Raw genomic sequence first — 19,725 nt, forward strand, 5'->3', positions numbered from 1 at the left:
GGGTGCGGCTGCGGTCAGGAGACCTTCTTGCCGCGGACGGCGGACTTGGCGACGCCCTTGAGCATCGCGCGGCCGAGGTCGCGCATCTCCTTGGGGCCGTTGGTGCTCGCCCACCACATGAACTTGATCATCGTGGGGGTGGTGGCCCGGTAGAAGCGGTGGTCCTCGCCGTCCTTCCAGCCGAAGGGCGTGTTGACCGACTCGCAGTCGTTGATGGCCTGGAAGACGATGTCGGCCGCCTTGTCACCGTCGATCTCGCCGGCCTCGTAGCTCAGGCACGTCTCGTTGGTGACGTCGAGCAGGTGCTTGAAGGCGTGGCTGTCCGGCCACCACAGGCCCGGGTAGGGCGAGTTCTCCATCTCGCGGAAGTGCCGGTCGTCGCCGTCCAGGGTGAACTCCTGGCGGGCCTGGATCTGCCGCATGGTGGCGGGCGTGGTGAAGCAGGCCCAGACCCGGAACACCGCGTTCCAGAGCCGGAAGTGGGAGAACGCGATGTAGGAGCTGTTGACGATCATGTCGTTGTACGTGAGCAGCCCCTGCTCCAGACGCTCGACGTACTCGAAGCGCTTGGCCGAGAAGTCGTCGTCGCGCAGCGCATCCAGGACGCGGTAGCACAGGGCGTCCACCACCTCGAAGGTGTTGGACAGACCGCGCGAGTAGAGCGGGTCGACGAAGCCGGCCGCGTGCGACATCAGGCACCAGCGGTCGCCGACCGTCTGCTTCGACGAGTACTGGATCCGGTCCGGCGTCGAGATCCACTCCCGCACCCGCCGCGCGCCGTCGAACTGGCGCTTCACCGCCGGGTACATGTCGAGGTAGTGGTTGAACTCCTCGTCCGGCGTCTTGTCCTTGGGCTGCGGGTACAGCCGCTCGTCGAAGGTCAGGCCGACGCTGCACATCGGGTTGCGCGAGTCCTTGTGGTTGTCGAACGGGATGATCCAGAACCAGCCGCGTTCGATCAGGTGGTGCAGGGTGCCGCCGTGGAACGGGGACTCGGCCGGCGGGCGCAGCGCCTCGGGGTAGTTGCACACGTCGTCGTAGGGCTTGACGCCGACGTAGTGCGTGAACATCGAGCGCGCGTGGTGCTTGACCCGGGAGGGCTTCTCGCGCAGGTCGAACTTCTGGGCGAGCGGCGAACGGAAACCGCTGGCGTCGATGAGGTACTTCGCGCGGAAGACCTCGCCGCTCTGGCCGGTGACGGTGACGCCGTCGTCGTCGAAGTCCAGGTCGGTGGCGCGCCAGTTCTGCCGCAGGGTGCAGCCGTACTTGGCGGCGACGTTGAAGTAGTAGGTGTCGGTGTCCTGGCGGAACATGTGCGACGCCTCGGTCAGCATCTTCGGGATGACGAACATCGTCGCCTCGCGCGGGTCCGGCTCCCGGTCCGGGACGTGCCGTACGAATCCGAAGCTCTGCTTCCTGCCGTGGTGGGCGCCGATGTACTTGGTGACCGCCTTGATGTCGAGCAGGTGCTTGATCTCGGGGACGTCGTAGCGCACGGCGAGGATGTGCAGCCACTCCACGAGCTGCGGGTTCTGCGACTCACCGACCGCGAACCGCGGGTGCTGCCCGGCGTCGACGAGCACCACCTTCGCGCCCTGCCGGGCCAGGATCGCGCCGGTGATCGAGCCGCCGATCCCGGCGCCCAGGATGATGACGTCGCACTCGGTCCACTCGCCGGCCTTCGGTGTGGGCATCTGTGTCTCGGCCTTGCCGGTCAACTCGGAACTCCTCTTCTGACGTACGTTCGGGGCAGCGCCCCAAGGGGCGCGGGCCTGTATCGACATGCGGCTCCGCCGCGTGGGCGTGACCAGCCACGACGGAGCCGCAGACAGCGAACGACCCATCGCGGCCTCAAGCGGAGCGCGGGCCGCCGAACCAGCGCTGCAGGGCCTCCGTCAAACCGGCGGAGCCGTCCGTTCCGACCCACGCGATGTAGCCGTCGGGACGCACCAGCAGGTCGGCGGCCGGGGCGGCCGGGTCGGGCCGGGAGGCGGCGACGACGTCCACGCGGCCGGCCCAGCCGGCGGCGGCCTCGGTGAGGGTGTCGCCGCCGCGCAGGTTCAGCAGGAGCGGGCGCCCGCGGGTGAGCAGTTCGTACGTGCTGCTCTTCTCGTCGCCGACCAGCAGCTCCTGGTCGGGCAGCCGGTGGCCGAGCAGCGGGTGGCCGCCCTCGCCCATGTCGTAGCCGATGTCCAGGCCGGTGACCAGGCCGACCAGGTGGCGGCGGACCGCCTCGATGCCGACCAGCTCGCCGAAGAGCCGGCGCAGCGGCTCCATCTCGGGGCCGCCGAGGTACAGGGAGCGCTGCACGAGGGTGTTGGCGATGATGCGGGCGCCGACCGGGTGGCGCTCGGTGTGGTAGGTGTCCAGCAGACCCTCGGGGGCGTGCCCGTTGAGCTCGGCCGCCAGCTTCCAGCCGAGGTTCACCACGTCGCCGACGCCGGCACTGATGCCCTGGGCGCCGATGGGCAGGTGGATGTGGGCGGCGTCACCCGCGAGGAAGACCCGGCCCTTGCGGTACTCGGCGGCCTGCCGGCTGCCGTCGGTGAAGTAGCTGGTCCACAGCGGCTTGTGACCGGTGATGTCCTCGCCGGTGACACGCTGGAAGGCGGCGGCGACCTCGGGGAAGGTGGGCGCCTCCTGGGTCGGGCGGACACCGGCGCCGCGCTCGAAGACGACGACGCGGGTGGCCTGCGGGCCGAGCGGGAGCACCACGACCATGCCGGACTCGCCGACCTCGCCGGTCGGACGGATGCGCAGCTCGTTGGTGGCGACGTCGGCCATCAGCATCTCGATGGTGGCGCTGGTGCCGGGGAAGTCGATGCCGGCCAGCTTGCGCACGGTGGAGCGGGCTCCGTCACAGCCGACCAGGTAGGCCGCGCGCAGTGTCTCGACGCCGTCGGCGGTGCCGACCTCGACGACGACACCCTGATCGTCCTGGGTCATGCCGACGACCTCGTGCCCGCGGCGGATCTCGGCGCCGAGCCCGGTCGCCCACTCCAGCAGAATGGCCTCGGTCCGCGACTGCGGAACACCACGGACGCCGAAATTGCCGCCCTCGACGATGCGATAGTCAATGGGCAGTCCACCGAAATGCCCGAAGGGTATCGTCTCGAGTTGACCGAATTTCTCGAGAAGTCCGCGCTGACCGAACTCCTCGATGGTGCGGGCGGAAAACCCGAGCGCCCGGGACTGCTGCATGGGCTCCGCGAGGCGGTCGAGTACGACCACCGACCGTCCGGCCAGGCGGAGTTCACCGGCGAGCATGAGTCCGGAGGGTCCGGCCCCGGCGACAATCACGTCGGCATGAAAATTATCCATGTTTCCTCTCCCAGTGGATTTTTCTCCAGTATTCCGGGGGAGTTGGGGAAGCTGAATGGCCGCAAGTACAGGTCTCTGACAAGTTTCGTCAGAGATTCTGCAGCTGCGTCAGGCGGTGGAAATACGCGAGGGCGCCGGAAGGAACTTCCGACGCCCTCGGCCGGTTCGGACCCGGCTCAGAGCAGGCCCAGCACCCGGTCGACCTGGATCTCGATCACGACCAGGCCCGGCGGCTCCGGCGGCGGTGTCCAGTACCGCTTGGCGTACCGCCGTATGCCCTCCTGGACCCGTGACGGGTCGTCGTGGACGGTGGCGGTGCCCTCCAGGGTGATCCAGCGGGGTCCCACCGTCTGGCAGAGGGAGGCCCGGGCGGCGGGCCCTGCCAGTACGTTCCTGGCCTTGCGCCGTGTCACCGCGGTCATGACCCGCGCCAGGCCCGCCTCCCCGTCCCAGGTGAACCGCACGGGCGTCACATGGGGCGAGCCGTCGGGGCGCAGCGTGGTGAAGGTGCACAGATGGTTGTCGGCGAGGAAGTCCTCGGCCGCGGGGGACAACCGTGGTGACGTCGGCATGGCGGCTTTCCGATCTATCGCGGGTTTCCGATCTCAGGCTTTGGCGGGAGCGTCGGCCGGCTGCTCCGATGCCCTGGTGAAGGGCAGCAGGAGCAGCGTGAGGAGCAGGCCGGCCACGGCGAAGCAGGCGCCCGCGAGGAACGCGTCGTGGAAGACCTCGGTGCGCGCCTGGGTCACCCGCGCGGGCACCCCGTCCGCCCACTCGGTCAGCTGCTCGACCTGGCGGAAGGCGTAGGTGGCGGCCACGGCGAGGCCGAGGGCGCCGCCGACCTCCTGCGCGGTGTTGATGAGCCCCGCGGACAGACCGGACTCGTCCTCCTGGGTGCCGGTGAACGCGGCGACCTGCACCGGCACGAAGGACAGGCCGAGACCGAGGCCGGAGATCAGGAAGGCGGGCAGCAGGTCCACGGCGTAGGAGGCGTCGGACGGGGCCCGCCACAGCAGGAACATGCCCACGCTGGTCAGCGTCAGGCCGACCATCAGCACCGGCTTGGCGGCGACCTTGGTCACCAGCTGGGAGGCGATACCGGCGCCGACCGCGACGATCACGGCGAGCGGGACGTAGGCCAGACCGGTCTTCAGGGCCGACCAGTTGAGGACCTGCTGCATGAACAGGCTGGCGAAGAAGAACAGCGTGACGCAGGTGCCGAGCAGCAGGACGGCGACGACGTTGGAGGCCCGCAGCGACTTGCGCTTGAAGACGCCGAGCGGGATCAGCGGCGCCTCGGCGCGGCGCTCGATCAGCAGGAACGTGATGAGCAGGACCGCGGAGAGGGCGAAGCCGCCGTAGACGCGGGCCATCGGGACGTCCGAGTCGTCGATCGTCTGGCCGAGGCTGAAGATCAGCAGCACGAGACCGGCGGTCAGCGTCACGGCACCGGCGACGTCGAAGGAGCTACGGCGTTCCGCGGCGCGGCTCTCGGCGACGATCTTCGGGGCGATCAGCGCGCAGACCAGGCCGATCGGCACGTTGATGAAGAAGATCCAGCGCCAGCCCGGACCGTCGGTGAGCAGACCGCCCAGGGTGACACCGGCGACGGCGGCGATACCGCTGAGCGCGCCCCAGGCACCGAGCGCCTTGTTGCGCTCGGCGCCCTCCGCGAAGTTGTTGGCGAGCAGGGACAGCGCGGCGGTCGCGATGAACGCGGCGCCGAGGCCCTGGGCGCCGCGCGCCACGATCAGCATGGCCGCGCTCTGCCCGAACCCGGCGAGCAGGGAGGACAGGGCGAAGAGGATCAGGCCGGTCTGCAGCATCCGGCGACGGCCGAAGGCGTCGGCCAGCCGGCCGGTCAGCAGCAGGAAGCCGCCGAGCAGCATGCCGTAGGTGGTGACGATGTACTGCAGGGACGTCTGGGAGATGTGCAGTTCGTCTTCGATGGTCGGCAGGGCCACGTTGACGATGGACACATCGAGGAAGGTCATGAAGCCGGCCAGGCAGAGGAACGCCAGGATGAGTCCCGGGCGGTGCGGCGGGGCCGATTCGTCGGTGTGGCGGGGAAGGCGCAGCGACTCTTGGGTCGACATGTCGCTCCTAGTGGAGGTGACGGAAGGGGTTCCGTAGGGACGGACATCCGGAGGGAAAGGACATGGCGCGAGGCCGGGAGCGGGAGCCGCTCACCGTCTTCCGGGAAGCTAGCATCCTGGGTAAAGTAGGTACCTAGAGGAAAGTGACTTCCTGGGAGGGTCCGAATGGGCAGCACTGGCGCCATGGGCAGCACCACCACGCGTGGCGGACAGGTCGACTCGGAGCTGGCGTGCCCGGTCTCCCCGGTGGTCGACATCGTCTTCAGCCGCTGGACGACACCGATCCTGTGGACGCTGCACGAGTTCGGCCGGCAGCGTTTCGTCGAGCTCCAGCGCAACATCCGCACCATCACGCCGAAGGTCCTCACCCAGCGGCTGCGTCAGATGGAGCGTGACGGCCTGGTCGTGCGGACGTACTACCCCGAGGTGCCGCCCCGGGTCGAGTACGAGATCAGCGAGCTGGGCCGCAGCCTGGCGCCGATCTTCGCCCACCTCGCCGAGTGGTCCACGGAGAACCTCAAGAAGGTGGAGCGGGCCAGGCGGGAGTTCGACACGGCAGCCGAACCGACGTCCGTACCGCGCTGACCTGCGCCCAGGGCTGCGGCTGACTCCGGGCCGGCTGCTAACCCCGGGCCGGCGCAGGGACATCGGTGTCGAGGACGCGCATCGCGCCCTTGTAGAAGACCAGCGGGTCGGCCTCCTCGGTCGACGTGCCCAGGGCGGTGACCTCGCCGAGCACGATGGCGTGGTCGCCGCCGTCGTACTCGTCGGCGAGACGGCACTGCAGGAAGGCCAGCGCCTCGGTGAGGACCGGCAGTCCGCTCGTGGAGCGGTGGTGCGGGACCTCCGCCAGCCGCGCCGACTCGCGGCCCGCGAACTTCCAGGCGAGGCCTTCCTGACTGCGCGTCAGGAAGTTGACCACGAAGCCGCCGGACTTCTGCAGGGCGGGGCGCAGCCGCGACTGCTTGTGCAGGCAGAACAGCACCAGCGGCGGCTCCAGTGAGACGGACGTGAAGGAGTTCACCGTGGTGGCGGCGCCGTCCTCGGGGCCTCCGGTGGTGATGACGGTGACGCCGGTGGCGAAGTTGCCGCACACCGTGCGCAACGCGCGGCCGTCGACCGGCGGTTGCGGCAGATGTCGGCCGTGCTGGGACAACGGCTGGACGGGTATCACTGAGCCCCCTCGTCAGGTGCGCGGCGCGGTCGCGTCCGCGACGGGTGTACGTGCCTTCTGGGTCACTCCGGCCGTGAGGTGCTCGCGCCGGGACAGCAGCGGTGCCGCCATCGCCGTCGTCACGAGGGCCATGATCACCAGCATGGTGAACATCCGGCCGTCGAGCACTCCGAGGCTCACGGCGGCGTTGAGGATGATGAGTTCGGTCAGGCCACGGGTGTTCATCAGCACGCCCAGGTCCTTGGACTCACGCCAGGACAGGCCGGCCAGCCGGGCCGGGATGATCGCGCCGAGCAGTTTGCCCGTGCAGGCCACGGCGATGACCAGGGCCAGTGACAGAGAGTCGGTCGCGGTCAGGGAGCCGAGGTCGACGCCGAGGCCGGTGACGATGAAGAACACCGGCAGCAGCACGACGCTGACGTCGTCCAGCGGCCGGCGCAGGTTCGCCGCGAGCACCCTCCTGGGCTCGCGCGGCATGACGAAACCGAACAGGAACGCGCCGAAGATCTGGTGGATGCCGATCCACGAGGTCAGCCACGACGAGGCGAACACGCCCGCGCACAGCACCGCGAGCAGCGCGCTCCAGCGCTCCATGGCGGCCCACCGCCACACCAGCCGGGCCACCAGCGGCCGTACCACCATGATCATCAACGCCACATAGACCACGCTCAGCGTCCCGATCCGGGCCAGGTCCGCATAGTCACCGTCCGAGCTGACCAGCGCCGACACATACGCCAGCAGACACCAGGCGAGGATGTCGTCGATCGCGGCGCTGGCCAGTGACAGGGCGCCGACCCGGGTGTCCATCAGTTTGTTCTCGGTGAGGATCCGTGCCAGTACGGGGAACGCCGTCACGGACATCGCGGTGCCCATGAAGGTGGCGAACGCGAGGAAGGAGATGTGCTTGCCGGCCACGGTGTCGTGGTGCGGATACAGCACGACCGCCGCGGCGACGCCCAGCCCGAAGGCCAGCACGATCGACGACACCGAGACGCCGGCCGCCAGCCGCGCGTGCGGCCGTATCAGCCGCTTCTCGAACTCCCAGCCGACCACGAACATGAACAGGACCAGGCCGACCTGGGAGACCGCCGAAAGCAACGGCCGTACGTCGTCCGGGAACAGACGGTCCGTCAGGTTCCCGGGAAATAGGCCGAGCAGACTCGGGCCGAGCACGATGCCGGCGGTGATCTCGCCGATCACCTTCGGCTGGCCCAGCTTCCGCGCGAGTGCCCCGAGTGCGGCGCCGACCAGCAGGATCACACCGATGCCGAGCAGCATGGTCGCGACCTGTTGCTCCTGGGTCCCGGCCGCCAGCACGGTCACCGGGCGTCCCTCGGCCGGGGCGGGCTGCCGGTCGACCAGACCAGCTGGAACGACAGCTCCGTCAGACGCCAGCCGTCCTCGGCGTGCCGGGCCGCACCGTGGACGAGGGTGCCGGAGACGAACAGCGGATCGCCGGGCGCATCCGGATGGTGTACGTGGGTCGAGACCAGGTTGGCGCGCAGCACCGCCCGCTTCTCGCCCGTGAGGTCCACCACCGCCGGGGAGTTGAGATGCTGGGTGCGCGCGAACGCGTCGAGTGCCTGCCGGTGCCAGGCGGCGAGCCCCTCGATGCCCTCGTGCCGGGCCATCGGGAACTCGACGCGGGCGTCGTCGCTGAACAGCGCGCGGGCCCAAGCGTCGTCGAGTTTGTCCTCGTCGAGGCCCAACAGATATCGGTCCAGCAAGGCGCTGATTTCGGCTGCTGACGTGACGGAATTCATTACCCGAGCATCGCGCGATGGCCAATGGGCGCCCAAGGGCACTTGTCGAAGACCTGACGTAGCTGCGGAAGATCTGACGCTGACGGAAAAGACCTGACAATCCGCGCGGAGTCCTGAACAGAGCCCTCTTCAGCAGGAGTTGATGACTTGTCATGCTGGTCGGGAAGCACGTTCCACTGAGCCGGAAATTCGAGTTCTGCTTCTTTCGTCAACCTTTCATCACCCGATCTACCGGAAGAGAAGAGAATGCCGAAGATCGCAGCCGATGGTAACAACCTGACCGTCCTCAACCTGTTCTCGACCGACTCCGCCGAGAAGCAGGACAGCCTGCTCGCCGCGATGCGCGAGATCGTCGACGCCGCCGCCTACGACGGCTGGATCTCCAGCACCGTGCACAGCGGGCAGACCAAGTTCGGCACCGCCAACTTCATCCAGTGGCGCTCCACCGAGGACCTGGAGGCCCGGTACGCCGGCGAGGAGTTCAAGCACCGCACCCTGCCGCTCTTCGGTGAGATCACCACCGCGATCCGGCTCCTGCAGAACGAGGCGGTCTTCACCCAGTCGAAGCCGGGTGCCGGGGACACCGAGATCGGGCCGGAGCGCGAGGACTACACGGTCATCGACCTGTACGGCGTCGCCGAGAAGCACCAGGACGACCTGGTCGACACGCTCGGTGCTGCCCAGGACTGGCTGCAGAAGGTCCCGGGGTACCGCAGCCACACGGTGCTGCGCGGTCTGCGGGGCCGTGGCATCGAGGGCAAGTGGGTCGTCGTCTACGCGCAGTGGGACAGCAAGGAGGCCTACGACGCCTTCCGTGAGCAGCCCGCGGCGCAGCGGTCGGCGGAGCGGCAGAAGATCGACGCCAAGCTGGACGCGCTGGCTATTTGGCGGGACTCCAACACCTACCGCGTGGTGCACACCCGGTCGGCGGGCGAGTGACGGTCCGGGCCGTCGACCGGGAGGTGCCTGGCGCCGCCCGGACGCGGCCCGGGGTGGAGTGCACATGCGCGTACTCGTGATCGATCCGGATGACGGGACCGCCGAGCCTCTGGTCTGCCGCCTGGTGCGCAACGGCCATCAGGTCCGGCGGGCCCGCACCGGGCGGGCGGCCCTCCAGGCGTGGGAGCAGGCCGAAGTCGTTCTGCTCGACCTGGAGTTGCCCGACCTCGACGGTCTTCAGGTGTGCGCCGAGATCCGGGCCCGGGGCACCACCCCGCTGATCGCCTTCACCAGCCGGGACACCGAGCTGGACCGGGTGCTCAGTCTGCGCTCGGGTGCGGACGACTGTCTGGTGAAGCCGTACGGGTTCCGGGAGCTGATCGCCCGGATGAACGCGGTGACCCGGCGCGTCGCCACCGGCGGGGGTCCGGCCGGCGTGTCCTGCGGGGCCCTGCGGCTGGACCCCGGGACGCGTGAGGCATGGGTGGGGGAGCAGTCCCTGGAGCTGACCCGCAAGGAGTTCGACATCCTGCTGCTGCTGGCCTCGGCACCGGAGACGGTGCTCTCGCGCCGGGACCTGATCGCCGGGGTCTGGGCGGACGAGTGGGCCATCTCCACCCGCACGGTCGACACCCACGTCAGCGCCCTGCGCGCCAAGCTGGGCGAGGGCTGGATCACCACGGTCCGGGGTGTCGGCTACCGCCTGGAGGAAACGTCACCCTCCGCCCCGCTTCGGTGATGTGCGGTGCCGGTTTTCCGGGGCCCGTCGCGGACCGCCGGTCAGGCGGCGCTGCCCTCCCCCTCCGGGGCAGCGCTCCCTTCCCGTACCGGGGCGGGGGCGGTGTCGGGCTCCCAGCCCGGGCCGGCCTCCGGCGCGGAGCCGTCGTCGGCCGCGGTGTCGTACTCCTCGTCGGCCGGTGCGTCCTCCCCCTCCAGTGCCGCATCGCGCGATGCGAGCAGGGACACGGCTCGGTCGGGGGTCAGTTCCAGCGTCGGGAGGATCTGCGGCATCGCGACGGTCGGCAGGAGGTGGCGGAACATGGAGATCACCCGGCGGGTCAAGTCCTTGCGCTGGCACAGCACCTGGGACGTCCACTGGATGCCGGTGAAGGACCCGGACAGCAACTCCGCCGTCTCCGCCGGATCCACGTGCGGCAGCAACTCGCCGCGGTCGCGCGCCTCGACGAGCAGTCCGGTGAGCCGGTCCGCCCAGGACTGGAACGGCCTGCCGTGAAAGGGATTGCCGCTCTCGGAGCTCTCGGCACTCTCGCTCCACTGGTCCATGGCGAGTCCCACGCTGGCCCGGGTCAGCGGGTCGTGCTGCAGCTGGTGCGCGAACAACAGGCCCTGGTCGGCGAGTTCCTGCAGCTTCGTGCGCTGCGGAGGCAACGGGCCGAGCTCCAGCTGCGCCGCTATCACCCCGAGGGCAAGGTCCTCCTTGGAGGTGAAGTGGAAGTACAGCGCCCCCTTGGTGACACCGGCCCGCGCGATGATCTCCGTGATGGTGGCGGTGCTGTAGCCCCGCTCGTCGAACACCTCGGCCGCCGCCAGCAGGATCGACTTCCGGGTCTGGATGGCTCTTGCTTGACGTGCCATGCGTCCGTGCCTGTTTCTATGTCAGAGCTTGGTCAGGTTCCCCCGCAAAGAGAACCGGACTGCCAGTCTTTTGTCGAGAGGGGAACGATCCCCTCATTTATCGACTCAGGGGGCAATCCATGCCTGATGGCGCGATATCTGTAGTCGACCGATTTGTTGAGTCTCGTACGGGTCTGGACCCGGTGCAAGAGCGCCCCGAACCCGCTGACGGGGACAGCACGGCCCGCCACACCGGTCCGCTCGCCGGGCAGGCCGCACCGATCCACTCGGAAGAGCCCAGCGCACCGCCCGCATACCGGACCGACTCCCCGGTTCTGATTCCCGACGGCCGGGCCACCGCCGAGCTGTGCCATCGCCCGGACCCCGAGGACCGGTTCCCCGTCGAGTGGCTGCGCCTGACCGAGCACCGGTTCCTCGTCTCGGTGAACTGGCCCTCCGCACACCGCTTCTTCGCCCCGTTGCCCGGCGGGCGTCAGGATCCGCTGCTCGTCGCCGAGACCACCCGGCAGGCGACGATGATGCTGGCCCACGCCGAGTTCGGAGTGCCGATCGGCGACCAGTTCCTGATGCGGGAGCTCGGATACCGGGTCGAGACACCGGAGTTCACCGTGGCGGGCGCCTCGGGCGCGATCGACGTCGTGGTCGAGTGCACCGATGTCCAGCTACGCGCCGGGCGACTCGTCGGCATGCGGGTCGACCTGCGCTTCCAGCGCCACGGCCGGCTGCTCGCCACCAGCATGGGCATCCTGGGCTGCACCTCGTCCCGCGTCTACCGCCGACTGCGCGGCGAGCGGATGGCCGCCACGGGTCGCGCACTCCCGCCGCTGCCCGCCGTGGCGCCCCGCGAGACCGGCCGCGGCGACCACAAGGACGTCGTCCTCGCCCCTTCCCGGCATCGCCCCGGCTGGCGGCTCCGCCTGGACACCACGCGCCCCACACTCTTCGCCCGCCCCAACGACCACGTTCCCGGCATGGTGCTGCTCGAAGCCGCCCGCCAGGCCGCCAACGTCCTGACGCCCGGGCACGATTTCCACCCCGCCTCGATGCGGATCGCCTTCCACAAGTACTGCGAACTGACCGAGCCCTGCTGGATCCTGGCCCGCCCCGACCGGGCCGCGGAGCAGGGCACCGTGATGCATGTGCAGGGCCTCCAGCAGGACGAACCCGTCTTCACCGTGACCCTGGGCGACGGCGCGACGAGGGACGGCGGCTGAGCCGGCACGCCCTGGCGGCGGTGCTGGGGGTTCCGGCGGATTTCGCGGGTCGTCCTGTGCGTCCTGGGTGGCGGGCATGCGTTCGCGTTGGCCTGTGTCGTGGGGGCCTACGGCCGTGGCCGGTGCGGGTGGTGTTGTCGGCGGCTCCTGTGCGGTGGCTGGGTTTCGGCGAGTTCGCCGGTCGTCCGGTCCCGTCCTGGGTGGCGGGCATGCGTTCGCTTTGGCGTGTGTGGTGGGGGGCGTACGGCCGCGGCCCGTTTGCGTACTGCCGCCGGCAACTCCCGTGCGGTGGCCGGGTTCCGGCGGTCCGTCGCTGACGGCACCGCCAGGATGCGAAGGCGCGGGCACCCCAACTCACCGCCGCTCCGACGGCCGGTCGCGGACCCGGCACCGGGCCCGCGTCACCTCACCCCGTGGTCGCAGCCTCCGCGTCGACCTCTTCCTCCGTGGCGTAGGGCAGGTAACGCGACACGGCAACCGCGTGGTCGACCACGTCCGGTGTGCCGCCGGGGTTCAGCGCGCCGAGCAGGCTCGGCGCGGCGAGCCCCGGCAGGAAGCCCTGCCAGAACCCCGTGAAGGCCAGCCGGGTCCGGTCGCCCTCGCCCCCCTTTATCAGTACTCCTATACCGGTCGTGGCGGCGACGATCGCACAGGTCAGCGCCGGCAGCTGGACCTGAGCGGCGACCCCGCCCTCCTGGCGCGCGCGGTCCAGCAGGCGCTGCACGCAGGCGTGCCACGCGTGGATGAACTGCTCCCGCCCCTTGCGGGACCGGTCGTTGTCCAGCCGCAGCCCGGCCCGCGACACCACGTCCCAGGACAGCAACTGGCTCAGTGTGTGCGAGATGTCGGTGAGGGCCTGCAGCGGCTCGGAGTTCTTCTCGTACGCGAGGCGCGCGGCGCGCCACAGGATGCCGCGCGCCTCGCTCACGACCGCTTGGGCCAGGTCCTCCTTGTTCGCGAAGTGGAAGTGCAGCGCGCCCGTGCTCATGTTGGCCCGCGCGCTGATGTCGGAGAGCCTGGCCGAGGCATAGTCCTCGCGGTCGAAGACCTCCGCCGCCGACTTCAGCATGAGCCGGCGGGTGCGGATCGCCCTCTCCTGTTGTAGTCCCACCTGCCTGAATCCTTTCATCCCGCCGTCCCGGAAACGGACTTGAAGGTTTGTTCATGGGGTGCGGGTGTCCGAGTGACGGGAGCGTCGGTCCGGCTGCGGCTCTCGTTTCTATCGACACACCGTCAGTACTGCCCAGAAGATCACACTTTCCCACCTCATGACCAGGGCGAGGGAGAAGTGGAAGCAGGGAATCAGCCGACCGAGAACATCCTGGACGGTCTACCACCGCCTCCGGGGATGTGCAATGCGTCGGGGCGAGGCCGCCCTCGGTAGTCGATCTACGGGTGAGAGGCCCGGTTGTTGAGACCCGGAACAAACCGCAGTCGCCGTCAGTGATTAATTTCGCGTGACCAAGGGGCGAGTTTTGACCAGTTTCAAGATTCAGAATCACGATCTCGGTTACGTTTCGCGGCGGAATTGATCATTCATGTCCTGGCAACTCCGGCAAAAGTGGCATCAGTTGTCACGTACGGTGAGTTTACCGAGTTTTTTTTTGACAAACCGAGAGGTAGGTTTTTAGGCTCGACAAGCCAAGGCGCTCGAGCGGGAACTACATGTTCAGGGGGAGAGCAGTGAGCCAACGCGCAACGAGCAGCACTCTGGAGTATCGAAAGCCCATCACCTCGCAGATCCGGAAGCCGTCGACGAACTGGCGGGTCCTGGTGGTCGAGAACAACACCGGCGACATGGAGGCCCTCGCCGCCGGACTGCGGCGGCACGGCCACCACGTCGAGGGGGTCGGCACGGGCAACGCGGCTCTGCAGGCCTACCAGGTGTCGGACATCGTTCTGCTGGACCTCGAACTACCCGACCTGGACGGTCTGGAGGTGTGCCGCTCCATCCGTTCCCTGAGCGACGTCCCGCTCATAGCGGTCACGGGGTGGGGGACGGAACTGGACCGTGTCCTCGGTCTCCAGGCCGGCGCGGACGACTACCTCGTCAAGCCCTACGGCTTCCGGGAACTGATGGCCCGGATGGACGCCGTCATGCGTCGCTCGCGTCCGCACGTGCAGATCGAGCAGGTCGTCTCGCGTGGGCCGTTGTGCATCGACGCCGCCTCGCGCGAGGTGAGTCTGCACGGTCAGGTCGTGGAGGTCACCCGCAAGGAGTTCGATCTGCTCTATCTGCTCGCCTCTCATCCGGAGACGGTGATCTCGCGCAAGCGCATCATGCAGCAGGTCTGGGGCGGGTCCTGGTCCCGTCGCACCGTGGACACCCATGTCAGCAGTCTCCGCGGCAAGTTGGGGGGTAGCGACTGGATCGTCACCGTTCGCGGAGTGGGGTTCCGCTTCGGTACTGGCTGATCTCGCACCCGGCGCGATGTCACCACATCGCCGCCGACTTCGAAAAGGGCGGGCTCCTGACGGGGGAGCCCGCCCTTTCGCATGCCGTTGCCCTTTTGTGGGCCGGTCAACTGTTCTGCCGCCGTGAGTGGTTCGACGGGGCTTCTGACAATTCCCTGACACTTGCCTGGCGCTGCGCCAACAAAGCCGTATCCCAGCTGAGGATCTGGTCCGAAGGCTTAATGGGCGGCTGTTGAAAGCGCCGAGGTCACGCACCGAGTATGGACAGGTATTCGGCGCCCGCCTGGGAGTGGAATTACCCCGGCCGCGCTTGATCATCCCAGAATTCCTGCCGATTGAGGAGGGGGCCAGTCGTGCGCAAGGTGCTCATCGCCAACCGTGGCGAAATCGCTGTCCGCGTGGCCCGGGCCTGCCGGGACGCCGGGATCGCGAGCGTGGCCGTCTACGCGGATCCGGACCGTGACGCTCTGCATGTCCGCGCCGCGGATGAGGCGTTCGCCCTGGGCGGTGACACCCCGGCAAGCAGCTATCTGGACATCGGCAAGGTCCTGAACGCGGCCCGCGAGTCGGGCGCGGACGCCATCCACCCCGGGTACGGCTTCCTGTCGGAGAACGCCGACTTCGCCCAGGCCGTCCTGGACGCCGGCCTGATCTGGATCGGCCCGCCCCCGCAGGCCATCCGCGACCTCGGTGACAAGGTCGCCGCCCGGCACATCGCCCAGCGTGCCGGCGCCCCGCTCGTCGCCGGCACACCCGACCCGGTCTCCGGCGCCGACGAAGTCGTCGCGTTCGCCGAACAGCACGGCCTGCCGATCGCGATCAAGGCCGCCTTCGGCGGCGGCGGACGCGGCCTGAAAGTCGCCCGCACCCTCGAAGAGGTCCCCGAGCTCTACGACTCCGCAGTCCGTGAAGCGGTCGCGGCGTTCGGGCGCGGCGAGTGCTTCGTCGAGCGTTACCTCGACAAGCCCCGCCACGTCGAGACCCAGTGCCTGGCCGACAGCCACGGCAACGTCGTCGTGGTCTCCACGCGTGACTGCTCGCTGCAGCGCCGCCACCAGAAACTGGTCGAGGAGGCCCCCGCCCCGTTCCTGTCCGAGGCGCAGACCGCCCAGCTGTACTCCGCGTCCAAGGCCATCCTCAAGGAGGCCGGCTACATCGGCGCCGGCACGGTCGAGTTCCTCGTCGGCATGGACGGCACGATCTCCTTCCTCGAGGTCAACACCCGCCTCCAGGTCGAGCACCCGGTCACCGAGGAAGTCACCGGCATCGACCTCGTGCGCGAGATGTTCCGCATCGCCGACGGCGAGGAACTCGGCTACGACGACCCGCAGCTGCGCGGCCACTCCTTCGAGTTCCGCATCAACGGCGAGGACCCCGGCCGGGGCTTCCTCCCGGCACCGGGCACGGTCACCACGTTCGCCCCGCCCACCGGCCCCGGCGTCCGCCTGGACGCCGGCGTCGAGTCCGGCAGCGTGATCGGCCCCGCCTGGGACTCCCTGCTCGCCAAGCTGATCGTCACCGGCGCCACCCGCCAGCAGGCTTTGCAGCGCGCCGCCCGCGCGCTGGCCGAGTTCCACGTCGAGGGCATGGCCACCGCGATCCCGTTCCACCGCGCGGTCGTCAAGGACCCCGCCTTCGCCCCGGAACTGACCGGCTCCAGCGACCCCTTCACCGTCCACACCCGCTGGATCGAGACCGAGTTCGCCAACGACATCAAGCCCTTCGCCGCCCCCGCCGAGTCCGAGAAGGGGAACGAGCCGGATCGTGACACCGTCGTCGTCGAGGTCGGCGGACGGCGTCTGGAGGTCTCCCTTCCGTCCTCGCTCGGCATGAGCCTGGCCCGCACCGGCCTCGCCGCCGGAGCCAAGCCGAAACGGCGGACGGCGCGCAGCTCGGGACCTGCCGTCTCCGGCGACACCCTCGCCTCGCCGATGCAGGGCACTGTCGTGAAGGTCGCGATCGAGGAAGGCCAGGAGGTCAAGGAAGGCGACCTCATCGTCGTACTCGAAGCGATGAAGATGGAACAGCCCCTCACAGCGCACAAGTCCGGCACCGTCAAGGATCTGTCGGCCGCGGTCGGCGCCTCCCTCACCTCCGGTGCGGCCATCTGCGAGATCAAGGACTGAGAAGGTCCCAGGGAGGTGTGACCCCGATGTACTCCGAGACACGTTCCGAGCCGTACGACGGGCACGACGGGCCCGCGCCCCAGTCGCCCGCCTGGCGTCTTGCCGGCGAGGACGACGAGAACGACAGCGACCATCCGCATATCTGCCGGGGCATCGACTGACGGAAATCGATTTCCCTTTCAGCGTTCCGTGCCCCCTTTCCCACGCACTATTTCCAAGGAGAGAGCTCATGCACAGCACCTTGATCGTGGCTCGGATGGAACCGGGCTCCGCGGTCGATGTCGCCAAGTTGTTCGGCGCGTTCGACGAGACCGAGATGCCCCATCTGATGGGGACGCGACGCCGCCAGCTCTTCCACTACCGGGGTCTCTATTTCCACTTGCAGGACTTCGACGCGGACAACGGTGGCGAGCTGATCGAGAAGGCCAAGTCCGACGAGCGTTTCGTGCGGATCAGTGAGGACCTGAAGCCCTGCATAGCGGCGTACGACCCGGCCACCTGGCGTTCCCCGGCCGACGCGATGGCGACGCGCTTCTACAACTGGGAGGCGTCCCGATGAGCGGCCGTCGGGACAGCCCCGCGCGGGTCGTCATCACCGGTATCGAGGTCCTGGCGCCCGGCGGCGTAGGCAAGGACAGCTTCTGGAACATGCTCAGCGAGGGCCGTACCGCGACGCGGGGGATCACCTTCTTCGACCCGAGCCCGTTCCGTTCGCAGGTCGCCGCGGAGATGGACTTCGACCCGGACCGGCACGGGCTCACGCCGCAGGAGGTCCGCCGGATGGACCGGGCCGCCCAGTTCGCGGTGGTCGCGGCGCGCGGCGCGGTCGCCGACAGCGGGATCGACCTCGCCGCCCACGAACCGCACCGGGTGGGCGTCACCATCGGCAGCGCGGTCGGCGCCACAATGGGGCTGGACGAGGAGTACCGGATCGTCAGTGACGGCGGCCGGCTGCACCTGGTCGACCACGAGTACGCCGTACCGCACCTCTACAACTACTTCGTCCCGAGCTCCTTCTCGGCCGAGGTCGCCTGGACCGTCGGCGCGGAGGGCCCCAACACCGTGGTGTCCACCGGCTGCACCTCCGGCATCGACTCGGTCGGCTACGCCGTCGAGCTGATCCGTGAGGGCTCGGCCGATGTGATGATCGCCGGTTCGTCCGACGCGCCGATCTCGCCGATCACCATGGCCTGCTTCGACGCCATCAAGGCGACGACCCCGCGCCGGGAGGACCCCGAGCAGGCCTCGCGGCCGTTCGACGGCACCCGCAACGGGTTCGTGCTCGGCGAGGGCTGCGCGGTGTTCGTCCTGGAGGAGCTGGAGAGCGCGCGGCGGCGCGGGGCACACATCTACGCCGAGATCGCCGGCTACGCCACCCGCAGCAACGCGTACCACATGACCGGTCTGCGGCCGGACGGCGCCGAGATGGCCGAGGCGATCACGGTGGCGCTGGACGAGGCCCGCATGAACGTGGACCGGATCGACTACATCAACGCCCACGGCTCCGGCACCAAGCAGAACGACCGGCACGAGACGGCCGCCTTCAAGAAGAGCCTCGGTGAGCACGCCTACCGCACTCCCGTGAGCTCCATCAAGTCGATGGTGGGGCACTCCCTCGGCGCGATCGGCTCGATCGAGATCGCCGCGTCCGCGCTGGCCATGGAGCACCACGTGGTGCCGCCCACGGCGAACCTGCACACCCCCGACCCGGAGTGCGACCTCGACTACGTGCCGCTGACCGCCCGCGAGCAGCTGACCGACGCGGTGCTGTCGGTGGGCAGCGGGTTCGGCGGTTTCCAGAGCGCGATGGTGCTCGCCCGTCCCGAGAGGAGCATGGCATGAACGCGGTCGTGGTGACGGGCCTCGGTGTCACGGCCCCCAACGGCCTGGGAGTTCAGGACTACTGGGCGGCGACGCTCGCCGGCAAGAGCGGCATCGGGCGGATCACCCGCTTCGACCCGTCGGGCTACCCGGCGCGGCTGGCCGGTGAGATACCCGGCTTCGCGGCCGAGGAGCACCTGCCGAGCCGGCTGCTGCCGCAGACCGACCGGATGACCCGGCTGGCACTGGTCGCCGCCGACTGGGCGCTCGCGGACGCCGGGATACGGCCGCAGGACCTGCCCGGGTTCGACATGGGGGTGGTCACGGCGAGCTCGTCGGGCGGCTTCGAGTTCGGCCAGGGCGAGCTGCAGGCGCTGTGGAGCCGGGGCAGCCAGTATGTCAGCGCGTACCAGTCGTTCGCCTGGTTCTACGCCGTCAACAGCGGCCAGATCTCCATCCGGCACGGGATGAAGGGCCCGAGCAGCGTGGTCGTCAGCGACCAGGCCGGCGGGCTGGACGCGGTGGCGCAGGCACGCCGCCAGATCCGCAAGGGCACGGCGATCGTGGTCTCCGGCGCCGTGGACGCCTCCATCTGCCCGTGGGGCTGGGTCGCCCAGCTCGCCGCGCAGCGCCTGACCACGCGCGACGAGCCGAGCCAGGCGTATCTGCCCTTCGACGGGGCGGCCGACGGGTATGTGCCGGGCGAGGGCGGTGCGCTGCTCGTCATGGAGTCCGAGGAGTCGGCGCGTTCGCGCGGTGCGCGGATCTACGGCGAGATCGCCGGGTACGCCGCGACGTTCGACCCCGCGCCGGGCACCGGACGTCCACCGTCCCTGCGCCGCGCGATCGAACTCGCCCTGGACGACGCGGGGTTGAACGCCGACCAGGTGGACGTGGTCTTCGCCGACGCGGCGGCCGACCCCGAGCTCGACCGCATCGAGGCCGAGGCGATCACGGAGGTCTTCGGCCCCCGGTCCGTCCCGGTCACCGCCCCCAAGACGATGACGGGCCGCCTCTACTCGGGCGCGGCCCCCCTGGACCTGGCCACCGCGTTCCTGGCGATCCGGGACGGAGTGATCCCGCCGACGGTGAACGTCACCCCGTCCGGCGACTACGCCTTCGACCTGGTGGTCGACCGGCCGCGCGAGGCCGCCCTGCGGACGGCCCTGGTGCTGGCCCGCGGTCACGGCGGCTTCAACTCGGCGGCGGTCGTACGGGCGATCGCCTGACCACCGCACCACGAAGAACGAACCGACCCGA

General features: G+C 69.3%; 19 protein-coding genes. 10 read left to right on the forward strand and 9 right to left on the reverse strand.

All coding sequences use genetic code 11. The annotated features are described in order from the left end of the window. Window positions 1–14: 14 nt before the first annotated feature. The 4 genes from OHO27_RS25435 to OHO27_RS25450 form a co-directional block, all read right to left on the reverse strand. Complete coding sequence (locus OHO27_RS25435; RefSeq protein ID WP_328427290.1) at window positions 15–1,718, reverse strand: NAD(P)/FAD-dependent oxidoreductase; 1,704 nt, start codon at window positions 1,716–1,718, stop codon at window positions 15–17. A gap of 133 nt (window positions 1,719–1,851) precedes the next feature. Next, entirely contained in the window at window positions 1,852–3,321 is a 1,470-nt protein-coding gene (locus OHO27_RS25440; protein WP_328427291.1) for an FAD-dependent monooxygenase, read from the reverse strand. A gap of 176 nt (window positions 3,322–3,497) precedes the next feature. Then, a complete protein-coding gene (locus OHO27_RS25445) occupies window positions 3,498–3,893 on the reverse strand; it encodes a pyridoxamine 5'-phosphate oxidase family protein (protein WP_328427292.1) in 396 nt (131 codons plus the stop codon). A 33-nt stretch (window positions 3,894–3,926) separates the two neighbouring features. After that, the gene (locus OHO27_RS25450) at window positions 3,927–5,417 is read right to left on the reverse strand and encodes an MFS transporter (protein ID WP_328427293.1); all 1,491 of its coding nucleotides are present in this window, start codon (window positions 5,415–5,417) and stop codon (window positions 3,927–3,929) included. 165 nt (window positions 5,418–5,582) lie between these two features. Here OHO27_RS25450 and OHO27_RS25455 point away from each other — a divergent pair, with 165 nt between their 5' ends. Continuing rightward, window positions 5,583–6,002, forward strand: a complete 420-nt coding sequence (locus OHO27_RS25455; protein WP_443059591.1) for a winged helix-turn-helix transcriptional regulator — start codon at window positions 5,583–5,585, stop codon at window positions 6,000–6,002. A 37-nt stretch (window positions 6,003–6,039) separates the two neighbouring features. Here the strand turns inward: OHO27_RS25455 and OHO27_RS25460 are convergent, their stop codons facing one another. Genes OHO27_RS25460 through OHO27_RS25470 form a run of 3 tightly spaced genes read right to left on the reverse strand, consistent with a single transcriptional unit; the run spans window position 6,040 to window position 8,354 of the window. Further along, window positions 6,040–6,591, reverse strand: coding sequence for a flavin reductase family protein (locus OHO27_RS25460; RefSeq protein WP_328427294.1), 552 nt, complete (start codon window positions 6,589–6,591; stop codon window positions 6,040–6,042). A gap of 12 nt (window positions 6,592–6,603) precedes the next feature. Further along, window positions 6,604–7,914, reverse strand: coding sequence for a cation:proton antiporter (locus OHO27_RS25465; protein WP_328427295.1), 1,311 nt, complete (start codon window positions 7,912–7,914; stop codon window positions 6,604–6,606). After that, window positions 7,911–8,354, reverse strand: a complete 444-nt coding sequence (locus OHO27_RS25470) for a nuclear transport factor 2 family protein (protein ID WP_328427296.1) — start codon at window positions 8,352–8,354, stop codon at window positions 7,911–7,913. Before OHO27_RS25470 ends, OHO27_RS25465 begins: the two co-directional genes overlap by 4 nt. Window positions 8,355–8,600: 246 nt before the next feature. Between OHO27_RS25470 and OHO27_RS25475 the strand changes: the two genes are divergently transcribed. Beyond that, window positions 8,601–9,293, forward strand: a complete 693-nt coding sequence (locus tag OHO27_RS25475) for an antibiotic biosynthesis monooxygenase family protein (RefSeq protein WP_328427297.1) — start codon at window positions 8,601–8,603, stop codon at window positions 9,291–9,293. 64 nt (window positions 9,294–9,357) lie between these two features. Further along, window positions 9,358–10,032, forward strand: coding sequence for a response regulator transcription factor (locus OHO27_RS25480; RefSeq protein WP_328427298.1), 675 nt, complete (start codon window positions 9,358–9,360; stop codon window positions 10,030–10,032). A 41-nt stretch (window positions 10,033–10,073) separates the two neighbouring features. On the opposite strand, the gene OHO27_RS25485 is transcribed toward OHO27_RS25480, so the two are convergent. Further along, entirely contained in the window at window positions 10,074–10,889 is an 816-nt protein-coding gene (locus OHO27_RS25485; protein WP_328427299.1) for a ScbR family autoregulator-binding transcription factor, read from the reverse strand. A 182-nt stretch (window positions 10,890–11,071) separates the two neighbouring features. Between OHO27_RS25485 and OHO27_RS25490 the strand changes: the two genes are divergently transcribed. After that, on the forward strand, window positions 11,072–12,103 hold the full coding sequence (locus OHO27_RS25490; protein WP_328427300.1) for a ScbA/BarX family gamma-butyrolactone biosynthesis protein: 1,032 nt from the start codon (window positions 11,072–11,074) through the stop codon (window positions 12,101–12,103). Window positions 12,104–12,509: 406 nt separating this feature from the next. Here the strand turns inward: OHO27_RS25490 and OHO27_RS25495 are convergent, their stop codons facing one another. Beyond that, a complete protein-coding gene (locus OHO27_RS25495) occupies window positions 12,510–13,214 on the reverse strand; it encodes a ScbR family autoregulator-binding transcription factor (RefSeq protein ID WP_328427301.1) in 705 nt (234 codons plus the stop codon). A gap of 554 nt (window positions 13,215–13,768) precedes the next feature. On the opposite strand from OHO27_RS25495, the gene OHO27_RS25500 reads away from it, so the two are divergent. From OHO27_RS25500 to OHO27_RS25525, 6 genes are all read left to right on the forward strand, one after another. Then, window positions 13,769–14,518 (forward strand): response regulator transcription factor, encoded by a 750-nt coding sequence (locus OHO27_RS25500; RefSeq protein ID WP_328427302.1) that lies wholly within the window; start codon window positions 13,769–13,771, stop codon window positions 14,516–14,518. A gap of 353 nt (window positions 14,519–14,871) precedes the next feature. Continuing rightward, window positions 14,872–16,644, forward strand: a complete 1,773-nt coding sequence (locus OHO27_RS25505; RefSeq protein WP_328427303.1) for an acetyl/propionyl/methylcrotonyl-CoA carboxylase subunit alpha — start codon at window positions 14,872–14,874, stop codon at window positions 16,642–16,644. A 26-nt stretch (window positions 16,645–16,670) separates the two neighbouring features. After that, window positions 16,671–16,805 carry a hypothetical protein gene (locus OHO27_RS25510; RefSeq protein WP_328427304.1) on the forward strand — a complete coding sequence of 45 codons (135 nt, stop codon included), beginning with the start codon at window positions 16,671–16,673 and terminating at the stop codon, window positions 16,803–16,805. 68 nt (window positions 16,806–16,873) lie between these two features. Further along, window positions 16,874–17,203 (forward strand): TcmI family type II polyketide cyclase, encoded by a 330-nt coding sequence (locus tag OHO27_RS25515; protein ID WP_328427305.1) that lies wholly within the window; start codon window positions 16,874–16,876, stop codon window positions 17,201–17,203. Further along, window positions 17,200–18,486 carry a beta-ketoacyl-[acyl-carrier-protein] synthase family protein gene (locus OHO27_RS25520; protein ID WP_328427306.1) on the forward strand — a complete coding sequence of 429 codons (1,287 nt, stop codon included), beginning with the start codon at window positions 17,200–17,202 and terminating at the stop codon, window positions 18,484–18,486. The genes OHO27_RS25515 and OHO27_RS25520 overlap by 4 nt, the downstream gene beginning before the upstream one ends. Beyond that, window positions 18,483–19,694 (forward strand): ketosynthase chain-length factor, encoded by a 1,212-nt coding sequence (locus OHO27_RS25525; protein WP_328427307.1) that lies wholly within the window; start codon window positions 18,483–18,485, stop codon window positions 19,692–19,694. The genes OHO27_RS25520 and OHO27_RS25525 overlap by 4 nt, the downstream gene beginning before the upstream one ends. The last annotated feature ends 31 nt before the right edge of the window (window positions 19,695–19,725 follow it).

It is taken from the genome of Streptomyces sp. NBC_00443, assembly GCF_036014175.1.
Taxonomy (GTDB): domain Bacteria; phylum Actinomycetota; class Actinomycetes; order Streptomycetales; family Streptomycetaceae; genus Streptomyces.

Bases quoted from the DNA above. Each gene is read 5' to 3' on its own strand.
- OHO27_RS25440 (WP_328427291.1), bottom strand. From the start codon at position 3,321: ATGGATAATTTTCATGCCGACGTGATTGTCGCCGGGGCCGGACCCTCC.
- OHO27_RS25445 (WP_328427292.1), bottom strand. From the start codon at position 3,893: ATGCCGACGTCACCACGGTTGTCCCCCGCGGCCGAGGACTTCCTCGCC.
- OHO27_RS25450 (WP_328427293.1), bottom strand. From the start codon at position 5,417: ATGTCGACCCAAGAGTCGCTGCGCCTTCCCCGCCACACCGACGAATCG.
- OHO27_RS25455 (WP_443059591.1), top strand. From the start codon at position 5,583: ATGGGCAGCACTGGCGCCATGGGCAGCACCACCACGCGTGGCGGACAG.
- OHO27_RS25470 (WP_328427296.1), bottom strand. From the start codon at position 8,354: ATGAATTCCGTCACGTCAGCAGCCGAAATCAGCGCCTTGCTGGACCGA.
- OHO27_RS25475 (WP_328427297.1), top strand. From the start codon at position 8,601: ATGCCGAAGATCGCAGCCGATGGTAACAACCTGACCGTCCTCAACCTG.
- OHO27_RS25480 (WP_328427298.1), top strand. From the start codon at position 9,358: ATGCGCGTACTCGTGATCGATCCGGATGACGGGACCGCCGAGCCTCTG.
- OHO27_RS25485 (WP_328427299.1), bottom strand. From the start codon at position 10,889: ATGGCACGTCAAGCAAGAGCCATCCAGACCCGGAAGTCGATCCTGCTG.
- OHO27_RS25500 (WP_328427302.1), top strand. From the start codon at position 13,769: ATGTTCAGGGGGAGAGCAGTGAGCCAACGCGCAACGAGCAGCACTCTG.
- OHO27_RS25510 (WP_328427304.1), top strand. From the start codon at position 16,671: ATGTACTCCGAGACACGTTCCGAGCCGTACGACGGGCACGACGGGCCC.
- OHO27_RS25515 (WP_328427305.1), top strand. From the start codon at position 16,874: ATGCACAGCACCTTGATCGTGGCTCGGATGGAACCGGGCTCCGCGGTC.
- OHO27_RS25520 (WP_328427306.1), top strand. From the start codon at position 17,200: ATGAGCGGCCGTCGGGACAGCCCCGCGCGGGTCGTCATCACCGGTATC.
- OHO27_RS25525 (WP_328427307.1), top strand. From the start codon at position 18,483: ATGAACGCGGTCGTGGTGACGGGCCTCGGTGTCACGGCCCCCAACGGC.